Source organism: Roseibium album (assembly GCF_001404515.1).
Classification (GTDB): Bacteria; Pseudomonadota; Alphaproteobacteria; order Rhizobiales; family Stappiaceae; genus Roseibium; species Roseibium album.
Genome location: NZ_CXWE01000001.1, coordinates 778,634 through 796,010, shown reverse-complemented (window position 1 = coordinate 796,010; position 17,377 = coordinate 778,634). Strand labels below are relative to the sequence as shown.

The 17,377-nt window shown below is 56.3% G+C and carries 17 protein-coding genes; 11 read left to right on the top strand and 6 right to left on the bottom strand.

The genetic code is table 11. The features are described from left to right. The first annotated feature begins 17 nt into the window (after positions 1 to 17). Positions 18 to 1,496: a toll/interleukin-1 receptor domain-containing protein gene (locus tag LA5095_RS03640; RefSeq protein ID WP_158510334.1), complete on the top strand. Its 1,479-nt coding sequence runs from the start codon at positions 18 to 20 to the stop codon at positions 1,494 to 1,496. Further along, a complete protein-coding gene (locus LA5095_RS03635) occupies positions 1,483 to 3,006 on the top strand; it encodes an argonaute/piwi family protein (RefSeq protein ID WP_055111997.1) in 1,524 nt (507 codons plus the stop codon). The genes LA5095_RS03640 and LA5095_RS03635 overlap by 14 nt, the downstream gene beginning before the upstream one ends. Before the next feature lie 550 nt (positions 3,007 to 3,556). Here LA5095_RS03635 and LA5095_RS03630 read toward each other — a convergent pair. Together LA5095_RS03630 and LA5095_RS03625 are read right to left on the bottom strand one after the other, a co-directional pair. Further along, on the bottom strand, positions 3,557 to 4,096 hold the full coding sequence (locus tag LA5095_RS03630) for a hypothetical protein (protein WP_144436084.1): 540 nt from the start codon (positions 4,094 to 4,096) through the stop codon (positions 3,557 to 3,559). A gap of 83 nt (positions 4,097 to 4,179) precedes the next feature. Beyond that, complete coding sequence (locus LA5095_RS03625) at positions 4,180 to 5,265, bottom strand: helix-turn-helix domain-containing protein (RefSeq protein ID WP_158510333.1); 1,086 nt, start codon at positions 5,263 to 5,265, stop codon at positions 4,180 to 4,182. Positions 5,266 to 5,680: 415 nt separating this feature from the next. On the opposite strand from LA5095_RS03625, the gene LA5095_RS03620 reads away from it, so the two are divergent. Continuing rightward, positions 5,681 to 6,538: a hypothetical protein gene (locus LA5095_RS03620; protein WP_144436085.1), complete on the top strand. Its 858-nt coding sequence runs from the start codon at positions 5,681 to 5,683 to the stop codon at positions 6,536 to 6,538. Positions 6,539 to 6,942: 404 nt separating this feature from the next. Further along, positions 6,943 to 7,359, top strand: coding sequence for a universal stress protein (locus tag LA5095_RS03615; RefSeq protein ID WP_055111991.1), 417 nt, complete (start codon positions 6,943 to 6,945; stop codon positions 7,357 to 7,359). A gap of 358 nt (positions 7,360 to 7,717) precedes the next feature. Here the strand turns inward: LA5095_RS03615 and LA5095_RS03610 are convergent, their stop codons facing one another. The 3 genes from LA5095_RS03610 to pcaQ form a co-directional block, all read right to left on the bottom strand. Next, on the bottom strand, positions 7,718 to 8,329 hold the full coding sequence (locus tag LA5095_RS03610; protein ID WP_055111989.1) for a ferric reductase-like transmembrane domain-containing protein: 612 nt from the start codon (positions 8,327 to 8,329) through the stop codon (positions 7,718 to 7,720). A gap of 20 nt (positions 8,330 to 8,349) precedes the next feature. Next, complete coding sequence (locus LA5095_RS03605; protein ID WP_055111988.1) at positions 8,350 to 8,838, bottom strand: peptidase associated/transthyretin-like domain-containing protein; 489 nt, start codon at positions 8,836 to 8,838, stop codon at positions 8,350 to 8,352. 223 nt (positions 8,839 to 9,061) lie between these two features. Next, positions 9,062 to 9,982, bottom strand: a complete 921-nt coding sequence (gene pcaQ / locus LA5095_RS03600; protein WP_055111986.1) for a pca operon transcription factor PcaQ — start codon at positions 9,980 to 9,982, stop codon at positions 9,062 to 9,064. A gap of 92 nt (positions 9,983 to 10,074) precedes the next feature. On the opposite strand from pcaQ, the gene pobA reads away from it, so the two are divergent. From pobA to LA5095_RS03565, 7 genes are read left to right on the top strand one after another with little or no spacing between them, the layout of a single operon-like run. After that, the gene (gene pobA, locus LA5095_RS03595) at positions 10,075 to 11,244 is read left to right on the top strand and encodes a 4-hydroxybenzoate 3-monooxygenase (protein WP_055111984.1); all 1,170 of its coding nucleotides are present in this window, start codon (positions 10,075 to 10,077) and stop codon (positions 11,242 to 11,244) included. Next, positions 11,244 to 12,044 (top strand): 3-oxoadipate enol-lactonase, encoded by an 801-nt coding sequence (gene pcaD, locus LA5095_RS03590; protein WP_055111982.1) that lies wholly within the window; start codon positions 11,244 to 11,246, stop codon positions 12,042 to 12,044. The genes pobA and pcaD overlap by 1 nt, the downstream gene beginning before the upstream one ends. Further along, positions 12,028 to 12,417 (top strand): 4-carboxymuconolactone decarboxylase, encoded by a 390-nt coding sequence (gene pcaC, locus LA5095_RS03585; RefSeq protein WP_055111980.1) that lies wholly within the window; start codon positions 12,028 to 12,030, stop codon positions 12,415 to 12,417. The genes pcaD and pcaC overlap by 17 nt, the downstream gene beginning before the upstream one ends. Before the next feature lie 32 nt (positions 12,418 to 12,449). Further along, positions 12,450 to 13,175: a protocatechuate 3,4-dioxygenase subunit beta gene (pcaH, locus tag LA5095_RS03580; protein ID WP_055111978.1), complete on the top strand. Its 726-nt coding sequence runs from the start codon at positions 12,450 to 12,452 to the stop codon at positions 13,173 to 13,175. A gap of 1 nt (position 13,176) precedes the next feature. Next, a complete protein-coding gene (pcaG, locus tag LA5095_RS03575) occupies positions 13,177 to 13,797 on the top strand; it encodes a protocatechuate 3,4-dioxygenase subunit alpha (RefSeq protein WP_055111976.1) in 621 nt (206 codons plus the stop codon). A 9-nt stretch (positions 13,798 to 13,806) separates the two neighbouring features. Beyond that, complete coding sequence (locus LA5095_RS03570; protein ID WP_055111974.1) at positions 13,807 to 14,643, top strand: 3-oxoadipate:acetyl-CoA acetyltransferase; 837 nt, start codon at positions 13,807 to 13,809, stop codon at positions 14,641 to 14,643. A gap of 53 nt (positions 14,644 to 14,696) precedes the next feature. Next, the gene (locus LA5095_RS03565; RefSeq protein WP_055111972.1) at positions 14,697 to 16,010 is read left to right on the top strand and encodes a lyase family protein; all 1,314 of its coding nucleotides are present in this window, start codon (positions 14,697 to 14,699) and stop codon (positions 16,008 to 16,010) included. 6 nt (positions 16,011 to 16,016) lie between these two features. Here the strand turns inward: LA5095_RS03565 and LA5095_RS03560 are convergent, their stop codons facing one another. Next, a complete protein-coding gene (locus LA5095_RS03560; RefSeq protein WP_055111970.1) occupies positions 16,017 to 17,372 on the bottom strand; it encodes a TRAP transporter large permease in 1,356 nt (451 codons plus the stop codon). Positions 17,373 to 17,377: the final 5 nt, after the last annotated feature.

The following is a 17,377-nucleotide window of genomic DNA, read 5'->3' as shown; positions in this document are numbered from 1 at the left end:
GAAAAAATTGGACGCAAGTGGAAGCCCAACAACAAAGAGATGTTGTATTCATTAGTCACGCGACCCCCGGTGACAATGCGTTTTCAATTTGGTTGGCCTCAAGGCTCGCGCTTGCCGGATACAATGTCTGGTGTGATCAGGAGAAGCTGCTTGGGGGCGAAGACTTCTGGAAAGACATCGAGAGAGTCATCAGAAACCAAGCTGCAAAGATGATTCTTGTCGTTTCAAAAAATGCCTTTGACGCTGAAAGGCTTTTGAGAGACGGGATTGCTAAAGAAGTTGCCTTGGCAGACATTATGAAAAAGAGTCTTTCAGACCAATATTTTCTGGTCCCGGTTCGAATCGATCAAACCAGCTTCAGCAATTTTCCCATCGATTTTATCCGTCTGAATGGCATCGATTGCCAGCAAAACTGGGCGGATGGTCTGCACAGGATTATCAAGGTTCTGGAGCGCGATGATGTGGCCCGAAGCCGCGCCCCCCACCCATCCATTGCAGGTTGGCGAGATGTTCATCAGGAACTTTCCAAAACTATCTCAAGCGTCCGCGAGAAGCTCCAGACAAACTGGCTTGCGGTCACAGCAGTTCCCGAAACACTCCGCTTTTATGAAGTTCAGCGCGAGCTAAAGCAAAACGAATTGCGGTCCATTGCATCTGAGTGCGCGTTGCCGTGCTTTGATCATGGCCGGTTGCTCGTATCATTTGCAGATTTGACCGAACTTCAAACCGCACTGGGGCCGTCTGTCCCGATATCATCGCGGGGCACCCTGAAAACCGATGATTTTCTTATCGGCGAAACCGGCGACATTCTTGGCATTGCGCCCCGGGACGCGAAGAACAAAATCTCTTCATTGTTCAGGCAGGCATGGGATAACACATTGCGGGCAAAAGGCCTGACACCCTACGAAATGGCGAACCAGAAACTTGCTTGGTGGTTTCCTGAGGGCCTGGTCGAAGATGAGCAGCTTCGTTACACGGATTTCAACGGTAAGCCCCGTAAACGTGCCGTTCGCGGAACACGGGGAAAGAAAGATGGCCCAGACGATACCGTTATCCCGAGATATTATTGGCATCTGGGTTTCACGGCCAAACCCTACTCCACCGAGGTACCATATATAGCCATCCAGCCCCGGATAATTATCTCCGAAGACGGGCAAACACCTCTTGCAAACAAGACACGCCTGAATTCAGTAAGGCGCTCAGTCACCAGCATGTGGTTCAATGAAAGATGGCGCGGACTGATATTGGGCTTCGCGAACTGGCTTGCCGACTCCGGAGATGAAATCAAACTGGCCGTATCTGCCAGCGAAGCCATCAGACTCAGGAAAGTCCCGATGACTTTCGATGCCGATTTCGGGATTACTGCTGATCCTGTCAATCTGGAAACCGACGACGAAGAGCTTGCCAGCTTTGAAGCCTCTGAAACGCATGAACGTCTTAACGACCCGGCGTTCCGTTCCCTCGATGAAGATGAGGACAACGATGTCGACGGTTGAAAAGAAAATAAAGCTTCTCCCGGAGCCGCTGCTGCAATTTGCCAACAACCAATGCGAAGAGCACCCCAAGGACGGATTGATGCTGTACGGGCCTGCTGATGCGGCGTCAAAAAAAGGCTCTCTTAGTTTCGGCGTCGTCGGCACGAAGACTGGTATTGCACTTTTTAACAGCTGGGCGGAATCAGTCCGGGGATACATTCCTCCTTTCCGTGAAAACGTCGCTCACCATTCAGGCTTTCCGGGTTTTGAGGCGGCTTTTGGCCTTGAATGGCCGGACACTCCTATTGCCTGTGTGGAAGTTGAATCCCAGAAGATCGACAAAGCCATTCGGCTTCATAACCGCCATGAGGCAATCAAGGCCACAACAGACATATTTGCGGATGCGATTTCCAAGTATCTGCGGGAAGAAAGCGATGTGACCCCTGACTTCTGGTATGTCGTAATACCGGACGAGGTGTATTTGTGGGGGCGTCCGAAGAAGGCACCACCGGTTTCAGAGCGCGTGGCGGGCAAAGCCGATATGAGCAAAAAGGATGCGCGACAGTTCCTGAATGCACCTTCATTTTTTGAGGGTGACAACTGGCAGGCCGAGTTACAGCTCTATGACTTGAATTTTCACAATCAACTTAAAGCAAGACTGCTCAGCAAAGCGGTCATTCAGATTGTGAAGGAAACGACGCTCCGGGAAGCCTCAGACCTTGATATGGATAATGTCAGGAGGAAGACACAGGACCCCGCCACTATCGCGTGGAATTTGTGCACTACATCCTACTATAAGTGCGCGGGTCCGCCTTGGAGGCTGAAGGATATCCGGCCCGGTGTTTGCTACATAGGCATTGTTTTCAAATTGGATCCGTCAGATCCCAACTCCGGAAATGCCTGTTGCGGTGCACAGCTGTTTTTACGTTCCGGGGAGGGGCTGGTTTTCAGGGGTGCGGTTGGCCCGTGGTACTCGAAGGAACTCAAACAGTTTCACCTTTCGAAGGAAAAGGCTGCGGAACTGATGCAGCTTGCTGTCAAAGCCTATGAAGACATTCATGGAGCACCGCCTGATGAAGTGTTCATTCACGGACGAACGCGCTTTGAAAAAAGTGAATGGGACGGCTTTCTGTCAGCGGTCACCAATCAAACCAATGTGGTCGCGATCCGGATCAGGCCGACTGATGAACTAAAGCTTTACCGACTTGCAAAGCAGCCTCCTATTCGCGGTTCCTATCTCGAGATTCATGAACGCATGGCCTATTTGTGGACGAAAGGATATGTTCCGCGCTTTGGCACATATCCGGGATTCGAAGTTCCCAATCCGCTTGCGATTAATCTTGATTGGGGCAATGCGCCGATTGAGCAGGTACTCGCTGACATAATGGCGCTGACCAAGGTGAATTTTAACGGATGCAGTTTTTCAGATGGACTGCCTGTGACTTTGAAATTCGCGAATGCGATTGGCGAAATTTTGACCGCAGCACCCGAACTTGAAGACGCGCCACAACCCTTCAAGTACTATATCTGATTTCGGATGGAAGCGATTTGGCCCAGGTATTATGAGCAAGCACGGTATCGTAACCTGTGTTGAAAATGACAACTTTTTCCATCGTCCACATCAAAAGTCGACTTCTGCTTGCGGGATGCGTTCCCGAACTGTTGAGTGCCCGAATTGGAGACGCGAAGCAGACGCTTTCTAGCCAACGCCGCAACGACCGCTCCGGGCCGGGAGTGCCAAGTGGGCCGTTGTTCACAACGCGCAATCCGGGCGGAAAGCAGACTTTCACGGCGGACAGGAGGCAGTTGCGGTAATTCGGAAAAAGCTGACCTTGATCGTCTGCATGTCGTCAAACTCGCGAGTTCCGGTCCAATAGCGGGAAGCGGAAGTTCGCTGCACGTGCCGGGTTAGAACCAATGCCGTTGACCGTCCTGCATAGTCTTGCCTTCGCTTCGATATGCACAGGTCATTGTGAGTTTGTACCTTGATCGCCGGATATCAGAATCGCGCCTAGGGTGACAGGCGACACCGGACGGATTGCAATCCGGTTTCAGCAACATCCGCGTACGGAAGTTTTGTTCTATGGAAGCGTCGTTGTCAGGGTTGCGCAATCCACCAATGTAGTGCCTGCGCCCAGGATATCCGCCATCAGGTTTCGACCAGGATTTATGACAAACCCGGTATCCGCTGAAAGGCCACGAGCCAAAAAAAGGTCTGTCGCCTTATCTGCGGAATTGGATGTGACGCGCACCCTGTCGCTGACCAGATCACGCCCTGCCAGCAGGTCGCGCATGACCTTCGGGGCGGTGATGACAATTCGGATCGAGCCTGTTCGCCCCACATCAATGCGTTGGCCGGAAAAGTCGCCCGCGACAAAACGGACAGGCATGGTGTGACATGTCCTGTTGACCCGAAACGTGGCGGTGCCATTCCCTGCAAGGCCACGCAGCATCAGCAGGTTTCCTTCCCGTGGATGCGGAATATCGATAACAGCGACATCCTGTTTTGTGTCCGTATTCGATTCAGCCTGCGCGGCGTCGACAGAAGAAACTGCGATCAACGTCGTAAAGAGGGCCAAACCAATGACCGCCAGCTGATCTCCAAGGTCTTCGATGTTCACGACATTTCCTTTCTCGGTTGCTTTCCCGTGCATGGGGGTTCTGCAAGCATGAAAGGCGAGAAGCGCTTGAGCCGCGCCCAGGTCTACGTATTCGAACGTTTGAGATCGCGATTGCGGACGTTCTTGTTGCCGGAACCTTGCCGTCTTTGACAGGACGGCGTTTGACCGGTGAGGCGGCGAAACTCGGTGTTAAAGCTGGATTTGCTTTGGAATCCAGCCTCCAACATGATGTCCGTCACAGGCAAATCGGTGGTTTTCAGAAGCATCGTGGCATGGCGCACGCGAAACCCATTGATGTAGCGCGAGATATTCTCGCCATGGATGCGATTGACCGCTTTAGACACACTTCGTGCGGGGCAGTGTAGCCTCCGACCCAACCGCGCGAGCGTCAGGTCCGGGTCAGTGAACATCTTGTGTTCGATCATCAGCCTGTCAAGCTTGCGCAACAGGTCCTGATCCTCTTCAAGCGTTTCCTGCCTCGCCGATTCGCGGGAAACGTCTCGCGTCCGGGGTCCAAGAACAAGTGGCAGGCCAACAAGCGCGCAGAGCAGGACCACCGCAACAACCACGCCGGATGCGCCGGTCAGGAGGCGCATTACCCCTGCATTGCCCGCAGAGAGCATCGCAGCAAGGATCGTGGCATCGGCTGCAACGATCAGGGCGATAAAGAGGATTGCGAATAGCAATGCAATTCTGACCAAGCGAAATTTGTTTGGTGCGACCTGAACAAATGCGTCCGGCGGCTGGCGTAGCATCGCCGTCAGCAAAACAGCATAGACGGCATTTGTTCCGATCACGATCACATCAGCGGACCAGGCCGTCGGTACGAGAAGCGCGAATTCCGCCAAGGCCAGTCCCGTGGCTGCGATCTGAAGCGACTGTCGTGTCGGGGACCCGGTCGTTGACGCTAGTGATTGAAAACCAAGCCAGAGCGTCGGGGCAATCAGTATCGCGATATGAGGCTGTACCCTGCCAAGCACCTCAAAACCATATTCCACTCTTAGCCCCACAAACGCGGTGACCACCGCAATGAGGCCAAGTCCAAGGCCAAACAGAACGCGCGCTGCAATCGGTAGAAGCGGTCTGCTTACAACCGCCGCTGCAATGAACACAGCGAGAATCGAAATGATCCAGGACGTTGGAACCGTGTTCACAGTCGTATTCCTCAAGCCAGGTTCCCAAGCGCGCAACCACATAGATGTCCCGCAACGATTCAGGAACCGCGCAAATGCGATGCCCGACATGCAAGACTATGATGGCACGAAACTGGATGCCACACGGATCAGCACTCTGATTGCGGTCTGCAGTTCTAGATCGCGTTTCAGAACTATTTTCAGCCTGAAAAGTGTTCTGTGTCCCGCGCCGTGTGAATTCGCAGAGTGGCATGTCCGGTCCAGGCATGCATCTGACCAGGCGCTTGCTGGCAGACCCTATATTGTTGGCGATGTCATCGGTAGACCACGCAAGACTTCACGAAACCGCTTCAGGTTCGCTATTTTTAAAAGCAGGGAGTTACTGACAGAGCTCAGATGACATATATTGGTTTGGCAAAGTGAGTGACCTAAACAGATACCGGAGACTGATGTGTCACCAAGTAAGGGCCGCGTCGAAAGACTGATTGATACGATTGCTTCAGAGTTCCAGTCTCATCTCATCGACTTGTGGAACACCTCCACAGTCCTCGATATCCAGGACGGCGCCGTTCAAAAAATGATCTCAAGCGAAGCACCTTTTGGTGTCATCGGGATCAAGATCCTGATGCGCAATCCGGGAGACGCAGATCGTCTTTTTGAGCATCAGTGGAATTTCAGCATCGGGATCACCGGATGTGAATTCACGCTTTTGGATGTCGACTACCAGAACGACGTTTGGATCGGTGATGCGAATTCCGCCGCATTCGCTGGGCACGAACACATTGCCTACAAATCGGTTGAACACATGATTGCCTTTCATGGCGACGATTTCGGCGTCGGAAAAGTCTTCATCGAAAAAATTGGTGCTCTCTGCCCCAGCCTGCTTGAAAAGCCACCATTGTTCTTTCGACTGCCGCGCAGGGCGCCACCCGCCTACAGATTTACGGCAGCCCCCCAGGCCATTCGCGAAGAGATAGGCCTTTCATCTGATGACCGCGTGGTTCTGATTGAGACGATGATCAAAGAACACGGGATTGACCCATACAAGATCCTTCTGTCCTTCCATTCTGATGAAAACTTCTGGCTGGTTGATCTCCCCGAAGCGCTTGTCGACCGTTACCAGCATGGCCTGATTGATCCAAGCCTTGGTGAACACCATTCAAATCTTGAGGTCGGGGTATCCATTACGGCAGAGGCTCTGAGGAACAGGATCCGGCAGAAGTCAAACAGCGCTGAGCGCGATAACGACGTCTTGTTCTCAATGTCTGGAAGCGGTTCCGCGTCAGGTTACTTGAACCGATTGAATTGAGTTTACGTTGGCTGGTGTCATTTTTTTGCTGCGAGAAAGCGCGCAATTCCTGACCGTCTCCTCCCGGATTCAAAACCGACCTTCGCTGCGAGCGTATTGGGTTACAACAATGCGCCTCAGGGTCGGACGTTTGTGGATTTTCAGCCAGGTTTGAAAAGTTGCCATTCACAGCAAGGCAACCGAAAGTGTATTGTGGGCGTAGAACGGACGTTCGCAGCATAATGCATCAAGGTCGGCAATGCTGACGAAGCGTTCATTTGCTTCCAGCGGTTAGAAATGATTTACCTTCTCGCGAGGTCCGCGACACGCGCGGTCCTTAAAAACCAGCGTGAGCAGGTGTCTGGAGCCCAGTGGATGGGCGGCATGACGGCCAGGATAAACCTGCAAAACTGGGGAGAAAAACGATGTTCAAGCGTATCATGGCGCCGGTTGATCTGGCACATGTTGAAAAACTGAGGGCCGCACTCGAATGCGCCGCAGATCTTGCCAAACACTACAGCGCACCTGTTGTGTATGTGGGCGTCACCTCATCCCAACCCAGCGAATTGGCACATAATCCAGAAGAATTCGCACAAAAACTTGGCATATTTGCAGCGGCAGAAGCTGCCAGGTACGGCATAGAAACTGTGGCATATGCCACTATCGCGCACGATCCGACGATCGAGGTTGACGATGCACTGATGCGCGCAATCAAAGAAACTGGCGCCGATCTCGTCGTCATGGCAAGCCATGTGCCGAATGTCATGGACCATATCTGGCCGTCTAACGGGGGAAAACTTGCCGCGTACGCGAAATGCTCAGTGATGGTTGTGCGCACTTAGACCCCACAAGACAACGCACGAGTAGCCCACAGATGGTCGTCGAAACTACTGTTGAGCCCAAGGGTGAAAAATCTCGAGGCCCATAGTTGGCAAACGCTCGACAGGGCCGGCGCAAGTTGAGAGCCGGCATTGCCTTTCCACGTGTAAAAACCGGCAGTCCTCAAACGACCCCAATTCAGTTGCTACTCGACCAACACCAACCTTATTGCCTCATCCGCAACAACTCCGCATTCGCCCCGAAGACAAATTCCATCACAGCCCCTGCCCTCCAGCTTTTGTCGTTTCATTCTCGAAAAATGGTTCACATCCGTTGCCGAAGAGATTGTTGATGATTTCTGGCGCTCGATTGACTTTATGCCTAAGCATCCCGCCGGTGCCGTGAGGTCCAGACTTTCAGATCTGCGAAGGCTTTCAGGAATGCCGCAAGCACCAGCCCGCACAACGCCACCTTTGTCACAGTTTCCATCGTGCCTTCGATCAGAAGAGCATGAATCACGCTGCCTGCGACAATCACGAGGACAAGCGAAGTGTGTGCCAGACGCCATGTGCGCGGTCTCAGTTGCAGGCGGCGGCGAATCGCGGCCAGCAGCGCTGCGGCAAAGACGGCCCACATGGCAATCACGCCCCATACGGAAAACGGTGTCGGCGAGCGGAACAGAAGCGCATCAATCACATCCGGCGGACTGGTGATCCAGAGCCCCGCGACGTGAACGATTACGGCCAGAACGAGAACACCGCCAACCCATCGATGAAGCCTGCGTCCGCGTTGCCTCGCCAGTCCGGGCAGATAACCACCGGCCAGCAATGGTTGAACGAGAAGGAGTGCCATCGCGATGATCCCCGCAAAGCCGGCCGCGATGTAAACCGGTTGGCGCCATTGCAACAAGGGACTGGCCGCGGCAGCTGCAACCGGAATCAGGAGGACAGCCGCAAGGACACCCCAGATCAGGATCGCTCTTGTTCTGCCCATTTAATTACGAACCGGCCCGGTCAAGCAGGCTGAAGAACGAAATGCACCTCCAGGGTGGTGTCCCTGGCGCTGCTCATGACCGGACGCAGGAACACGGTTTCGAATTCTCCGCTGTCATAGGCAAGGTGGCCATGCGGCTGTCCGAAGGCCGGTACAATTTGCGGCATCTCCAGCCGGAACACTCCGTTGGCGTCGGTGAGCGTTGCACCGTGACTGCGCTCGTCGCGCTCGTGTCCTTCGGTCGTATGTGCCCAGACCTGGATGCGCTGACCTTCAAGGGGAGCGCCGTCGCCTGCGCGGCGGACGGTTCCCGTCATCCAGAAGCCGCCACCGCCGATACGGTCGACGATCGGGGCGCCGGGACGGTAATTGTTGGATCCACCGCGCATCGAACGCGTCGGTGCCAGATCCTGTGCACGGGCAGGAACAAGCAGCCCGGACATCCCGGCTACCGCAACGGCGCCACCGGCAGCCAGAAGATTTCGGCGGGTGAACAGGTCGGTCGTCATTCAAAATTCTCCTATCGGACAAGGCGCATCCGGCCTTCTGTCTGGCCAATGTAACTGCCGATCTGAAATTATAGGGCGATTGTGTCGATTTCCGAGTTTTCGAGGGTGGTACAATCGCCGATTTTGCTCACGGTTTCGTGAACTCGCCTGGTCCGGGTTTGCCGGCGACTGTCTTTCCCGTTGTTTCGGTTCTCGTGACAGACCTGCTTCATCCAGTTTGAGATCACGACGTCAGATCCAGGTCGCTGATGACTGTTTGAACAGCAAGCAGGAAGATCTGGACCTCGGCACTTTGCTGGGTGTCCGGCCGCGTCATGAGGCCGACCGGCCCCTTGGTGATGTCGCTGTCAAATGGCAGCCGGACCAGGGTGCCGTCCTCGGTCTCGGTCTGAACAACGCCCGATGATATGATCCAGACTGCGTCGGTCTGGCGGGTATAGAGCCGTCCGAACGCACCTGAAACGCTTTCAATGCGGTGGGGGATCTCGCCGACGCCATTGGCAATCATGAAACGCTCGACCAGCGGCCTGATCGCCGACCCTTCCGGCGGATAAATGACGGGCCAGTCGACGATGCGTTTGACATCCGGGTCCTTCAGCAACGGATGTCCCCTTCGTACGACCAGGTCGACGCGCTCTGAATAAAGCTGCGTGAAGGAAACACCTTCCATGGATTCCGGGCGTCCGAGCCGACCGATCACAAGATCGAGCTCTCCCAGTTTCAGGCGCTCGATCAGATAGCCATGCGGTCCATCCATGATCTTGACAAGGACACTGGGTGACAGTTCGGCAAACTCCCTCACCACCGGCGGAATGAAGCTTGCCGCGACGCTCGGAAGCGCGCCGACCTTGAGTGTCGCCCGGGCATGGTCGCCTTCCTTTTCAACGCCGTCCAGGCCCTGCTGCAGGCTGGCAAGCGAAATCTGGGCGAAGTGCAGGAAGACCTTGCCCTGTTTCGTCAGGGCGATCCCTGCCCTGTTGCGGGTCATCAGGGTCGCGCCGATGATGTCCTCGAGCTCCTTCAGCGTCTTGGAAATTGCCGGTTGGGTGAGTGACAGCTTATCGGCGGCAAGTTTGAGGCTGCGCTCGTGCGCGATTTCAACAAAACACTGGATGTGGCGGAATTTGATACGGCGGTCGATCATTTAGTTTCCCATTCCAGCAACAAAAAAGCTCATTATCTCATTTTACTTCTCATTTTTGGACATTCAATATAGTGCCAACAGAGGAGGAAAACATGCGTACTCAGGTTGTCATTGTGGGCGGCGGGCCTTCGGGACTGTTGCTGGGGCAACTGCTTCACCGCAAGGGCATCGAGACGATCATTCTCGAACGCAAGACGCGTGACTATGTACTCGGACGGATCCGCGCCGGCATTCTGGAAACAGGTCTTGTCGACATGATGCGCGAAGCCGGTGTCTCGGACCGGATGGACAAGGAATGCTTCATCCACCACGGCACCTGTATCTCCTATGAAAACGAGATGTTCGACATCAATTTTCAGGAGCTGATCGGTCAGAACGTGATCGTCTACGGCCAGACGGAAGTCACCCGCGATCTCTACGACGCAAGGGACGCTTGCGGTGGCAGGACACTCTTCGAAGTCGAAGACGTCGAAATCCGCGATGCGGAAACAGACAGCCCCCATGTCACCTTCACAATCGATGGCAGTGCAAAACGCATCGACTGCGATTTTGTCGCCGGATGCGACGGCTTTCACGGCGTCAGCCGCAAGACTATCCCCGACACGGTGCGCAAGGATTACGAAAAGGTCTTCCCGTTCGGCTGGCTCGGGGTCCTATCCGAAACACCGCCTGTGCATGACGAGCTTGTCTATGCCAATTCAGCGCGTGGATTTGCGCTGTGTTCCATGCGCAATGAACATCTTTCGCGGTACTATGTGCAGTGTGATCTCGACGACGATGTCTTTGAATGGAGTGACGACAGGTTCTGGGACGAGCTGAAACGCCGCCTGCCCGAGTCCGTCGCCGACAAACTCGTCACGGGTCCTTCCATCGAAAAATCGATTGCCCCACTTCGGTCTTTCGTCTGTGAGCCGATGCGTTGGGGCAGGCTGTTCCTGTGCGGCGACGCGGCCCATATCGTTCCCCCAACCGGCGCCAAGGGCCTGAACACCGCCGCATCCGACGTCCATTACCTGTTCGAAGGTCTGGTTCAATATTACCAGGACAACGACACAAACGGCATCGACCGTTACTCGGAGCGCGCTCTGGCGCGGATCTGGAAAGCGGAACGCTTCAGTTGGGCCACCACGAACATGCTGCATCGTTTCCCCGACCAATCGGAGTTCGACCTGAAGATGCAGCGCGCTGAAATCGAGTCCCTTCACTACAATGAAACCGCGCAGAAGTGGTTTGCGCAGAATTATGTGGGGTTGCCGTACTGATGCAGATCGCACGCCTCAAAACCGTCGACCTTCACTGGAGCGAGGATGGTGACCCGGACGGCATCGCGGTCGTCTTTGCAAACTCCCTTGGTACTGATCTCCGCCTCTGGGACAAGGTCATTCCACTCCTGCCGCAAAAGGGATTACGCCTGATCCGTTTCGACAAGAGGGGCCACGGCCTATCATCGTGTCCCGCCCCGCCTTACACGATCGACGCACTGACGGATGACACAGAACAGCTTTTGGACCGGCTCCGGGTCAAGACCTGCATTTTTGTCGGACTTTCGATCGGCGGCATTATCGCTCAACTTCTGGCCAGTCGCCGGCCGGAACTGGTGAAGGGTCTGGTTCTTTCGAACACGGCTGCCAAACTCGGCACAGCAGACATGTGGCAGGAAAGAATTGACCGCATCCGGAAAGACGGCATCGAGGCGATGGCCGATGCCATCCTGGAACGCTGGTTCGGGGAAGAATTCCGCCGGAGCGACGAGGCCATGGCCTGGCGCAACATGCTGACGCGGACACCGGTGGAGGGATATATCGGCTGCAGCGAAGCCATAGCGGCAAACGACCTGACAGCTTCGACATCGAAACTGAAGCTGCCGGTGCTCGGAATTGGCGGCGAACACGACCTGGCCAGCCCTCCGGATCTTGTCCGGGCGACGACGGATCTGATTGACGGCAGCCGGTATGTCGAAATCGGGAATGCAGGCCACCTGCCCTGTGTCGAGCAGCCGGACATCTATGCCGGCCATCTCGTTAGATTTTTCAAGGAGGACCTCAATGTCGGAGCGATATGAGCGCGGCATGGCCGTTCGCCGGGCGGTGCTCGGCGACGATCACGTAGACCGGGCCGAGAATGGCAAGACGGATCTCGACGGACCGTTCCAGACTCTGATCACCGAGGGCGCCTGGGGAACGGTCTGGTCGTCGGAGGGCATCAGCGCGCGCGAGCGGTCAATGCTGACACTTGCGCTGCTGGCGGCACTCGGTAACTTCGAGGAAATCGCGATGCACATCCGGGCAACGGCCCGCACCGGCGCCAGCAAGCAGGACGTGCTGGAAGCGTTCCAGCATGTCGCGGTTTATGCCGGCGTTCCGCGCGCCAACCAGGCCTTGAAGATCGCCAGGGAAACCTACGCCGAGATGGAACAGGGTAACCAGCAGGCATGAGCTGACCGGGCTGCCAGAGGGAGAAAACAACGATGAAACCAGGTCCGTATTATCAACGCGACCGGCAGTGGCAACCAGCGGCGCTGACGCCGGACTACAAGACCAGCGTGTCCCGCTCGCCGCAATATTCGATGATCAGTCTGGAAACGACGGTCAGCGAGGTCACGGGCCCCGTTTTCGGTCACAATGACATTGATCCGCTCGACAGGGATCTCTTGAACAACTTTGCCAAGCCGGGTGAAAGCCCGATCGGAGAACGCATCATCCTGCATGGGCGCGTGCTCGATGAAAATGCGAAACCGGTTCCCAACACGCTGGTCGAGATCTGGCAGGCCAACGCAGGCGGCCGCTACCGGCACAGGAAAGACACTTACCTCGCCCCGATCGACCCCAATTTCGGCGGTTGCGGCCGAACACTCACGGACGAGGACGGCCACTACCACTTCAGGACGGTCAAACCCGGTGCGTATCCCTGGCGCAACTGGGTCAACAGCTGGCGTCCGGCCCATGTTCACATATCGGTTTTCGGTTCAGCATTTGCACAGCGCCTGATTACACAATGCTACTTCGAGGGTGATCCGCTTATCGCAAAATGTCCCATCGTCAATACGATCCCCGACAGCGACGCGATCGAACAGTTGATTGCCCGGCTCGATCTCAACGCAACCCTTCCACTGGACACGATCGCATACAAACTCGACATCGTGCTGCGGGGGCGCCGGTCGACCCTTTTCGAAAACCGGCCGGAGGGCAACTGACATGCGCCAGCATCTTGACTACCTGAAGGAAACCCCGTCACAGACAGCAGGTCCCTACGTTCATATCGGCCTTGCGCCTGGTGCGGCGGGATTTGAAATCTACAATCAGGAACTCGGCTGGGACATAGCCGGACCCAATGCAGCCGGTGAGCGCATCCGCGTCGAAGGCCGGGTCATCGACGGGATGGGTTCTCCGATCAAGGACGTGCTTCTGGAAGCATGGCAGGCCAATGCAAACGGCATTTACGCGCATCCGGAGAGCGAAGGTGATGTTGAAGACGGTTTCCGCGGCTGGGGGCGTGTGATCACGAATTTCGAGACCGGCGAATGGGGGTTCGACACGGTCAAGCCCGGCAGCGTGACAGACGGCAACTCACGCGTGATGGCACCCCATATCAGCCTCTGGATCGTGGCGCGCGGTATCAATGTCGGCTTGCACACGAGACTATACTTCGAAGACGAAAGGGATGCGAATGCCGGGGATCCGGTGCTGAATCTGATCGAATGGGAGCACCGCCGGGCAACATTGTATGCGAAAAGAGGTGAACGGGACGGCAAAACCGTCTACCGGTTTGACATAAAGTTACAAGGGGAAGATGAGACCGTCTTTTTCGACATCTGAGTGAAACACATGACAAAACCCTGCATCATCTGCGTCGCAATCACAGGTTCGGTGGCGACCAAGCAAAACAATCCGGCGGTGCCGATCACGGTCGCCGAACAGCTTGAAAGCACCCACGAAGCCTTCGAAGCAGGCGCTGCCATCGTGCATGCCCACGTGAGAAACGACGACCAGTCACCGACGTCGGATCCGGAAAAGTTCGCCCGTCTTAAGGAAGGCCTTGAGAAACACTGCCCGGGAATGATCATCCAGTTTTCAACCGGGGGGCGTTCCGGAGCCGGTGAAGCGCGCGGCGGCATGTTGCCGCTGAAGCCGGACATGGCCTCGCTTTCCGTCGGCTCCAACAACTTCCCGACACGGGTCTATGAAAACCCGCCCGACCTGGTCGACTGGCTGGCCGGTGAGATGCGGACCTATGCCGTCAAACCCGAAATCGAAGCCTTCGACCTGAGCCATATCCACCAGGCCGCCGCGATGAACAAGGACGGGCGCATCCCGGGCAGGCTCTACGTTCAATTCGTCATGGGTGTCAAAAACGCCATGCCGGTCGATCGGGATGTATTCGACTATTACATCAAGACCGTTCAGAGGCTTGTGCCGGATGCGGAATGGTGTGCAGCCGGTATCGGCAGGTATCAGCTGACCGTCAACGAGTGGTGCATTGCCGCCGGCGGGCACACAAGGACCGGCCTTGAAGACAATGTGCGCTTTGACAGGGAAACGCTTGCACCTTCCAATGCTGCACTGGTGAGGCGAGCCGCGGAGCTTTGTGAAAAACACGAGCGTCCGGTTGCGACCTGGCAGCAAGCCCGCGATATCCTGGAGCTTCCACTCGAAGCGGCTTGACGTTGATGAATGCCTGGCTCTCAATTGAGGGCGAAACCCGATAGTTGAGAGCCATGCCCGTTTCCCTGTTTTCCAGCCAAGTCCACGCCGGGCTCTTCGCCGACGACAGCCTTCTGCCGATACTTGACGATGCAGGAGACGTTCGGCACATGGTTCGTTTCGAACAGGCGCTGGCTGTTGTTCAGGGGCGTCTCGGCATTATCCCCGCGGAAGCCGCCAGGACGATTGAACAAGGCCTTGAAGACACCTTGCCGGATCCGGCGAGCCTGAGCGGGGGAACGGCATCGGCAGGTGTTCCTGTACCGGCACTTGTCGCCGCCTTGCGAAAAATGGCCGGTGAAGAAGCGGGCAAGTGGCTGCATTGGGGGGCAACCAGTCAGGATGTGATGGATACGGCGCAAATGCTGCAGTCCAAAGCCTGCCTGGAAATCCTGGAACCCCGCCTGTTCCGGTTGATCGATACCCTTGAAACACGAAGCAACGAGACTGCCGAACAGCTTCTGGCCGGGCGGACACGCAGTCAGGTTTCGACGCCGGTCACGCTCGGGTACCGGATCGCCCAATGGGCGCATCCCCTGATCGATGCCGGAAACGATCTGGCGGCACTGAGAGCCTCGGCACTCAGGGTGCAGTTCGGCGGCGCTTCCGGTGTCAACAGCGCGATTGCGCCGGACGGAACGGGAATCGCTGATGCTCTTGCAGTCGAACTAGATCTGCAGAACGCTCCCTCCTGGCACGTGAACAGGACACCTTTGCTGGCGTTGTCTGCCTGGCTGCAACGGATCTGTGCGGCCCTTGCCAAGATGGCCGGTGATCTCATCGTGATGGGCAGGACGGATATCGCAGAACTCGCCAGTGGAACGGGTGGCGGCTCATCGACAATGCCGCAGAAATCAAACCCGGTTCAGGCGGAGACGATCCAGGTTCTTTTCCAGATCGCCAATCACTCCCATGGAGTACTGGCGAGCGCCGCAGATCCTCTGGAAGAGCGGGACGGTGCGAAGTGGCCCCTTGAGTGGATGATGCTGCCGCAGATGTTTCTGGCGGCAGGATCTGCGCTACGTCATGCGCAGGCTCTTGCAGACAATCTAAGACCCGACGCTGCTCGCCTGGATGCGGTGCTTGCTTCCAATCCGGAAGTCATGGCCGAAACCGCCAGCTTCGTGCTTGCGAAAGCCGGGATTCCGCGAGCTGACGCAAAGGACCTCGTCGCTCGTGCAGTCTCCGACAAGGCGCCCTTTGCCGACGCTCTGGCAAATCTCAGTCCAGTACAGATCAACTGGCAGACGGCGCTTGATCCCCAACTTGTCATCGAACCCTGCCGGCAAATGTCCGGGAGGATCTTTGCGCGCCGGGTTAGCAAATAGGCCTTTTCATCGGAGGATTTCCGGCAGCCAGAGCGCAATCGCCGGGAAGCTTACCAGCAGGATTACGCGGATGACCTCGGCCCCGAAGAAGGGCGCAACACCCTTGAATGTCTCAATCATCGGCGTGTCGCGGGCAAGCGAGGAAATCACGAAGACATTCATCCCGACCGGCGGCGTGATCAGGCCGAGTTCCACGACAATCAGCGCCAGGATCCCGAACCAGATCTTGAGGTCCTCTGTGCTCATGCCGAAACCGGCCCCGTCAGCCCCCTGATAAATGCCGCCATTGATGTCGACCAGCACCGGCCAGAAAAACGGAATGACAAGGAGGATCATGGAGAGACTGTCCATCAGGCAGCCGAGAATGATGAGGGCGACAAGCAGGATGATCAGGACTGTCATCGGCTCCAGGCCGGAATTCGAAATCCAGGCAGCGGTTTCCTGAGGCAACCCAACGCGAGACATGAAGATCTTCAGGAGTTCCGCACCGAGGATAATCAGGTAGATCATCCCGGACGTCGCGGCTGTTTCCTTGAGTGCAGAGACAAAGTCGGAGCGCGACAGGTTCTTCTGGACGACACCGAAAAACAGCACCAGGAACACGCCGACGGCCGCGGCTGGTGTCGGATTGTAAAGGCCGCCATAAATTCCGCCGATAACCAGTCCGAAGATGACGAGAACCGGGATCATGCCGATCGTCGCCTCGACAAACTCGCCTCGATCCGCCACGCCGCCCTTCGGGCCCGAGGAAGGATTGATGGCGACATAGATCGCGATCGTCAGAAGAAACAGGATAACCGCCAGGAGACCGGGCAGAAACGCGGCCATGAACATGGTGACGATATTCGCCTCGACGATGACGGCGTAGATGATCAGGACCACAGAAGGTGGAATGAGAATGCCCAGAACACCCCCGGCCGCGAGTGTCCCGGTGGCGAGCGCTCCCGAGTAGTTGTAGCGGCGCAGTTCGGGAAGCGCGACCTTGCCCATCGTTGAAGCTGTTGCAAGCGATGATCCGCAAACGGCTCCAAACCCGGCGCATCCGGCAATCGCGGCCATGGCCGTGCCGCCGCGCATCCAACCAAGCCAGGCATTGGCGCCCCGGAACAAGGCCTGACTGAGGCCTGTTTTGGAGGCAATTGCGCCCATCAGGACGAACATGGGAACGACCGACAGATCGTAGATCGAGAATTGCCCATAGGCCAGGGTCTTGAGCTGGCTGAGAACCAGCGCGGGACCGTTCAGCATCATTGTGCCGACGCCGCCCACAAGGATCATGGCATAGGCGATCGGGATGCGGATTGCGATCAGGAAGACCAGCACGGCGAGAGCGCCCAGGCCGAGCACGAGTGCATCTGTCATGTGCA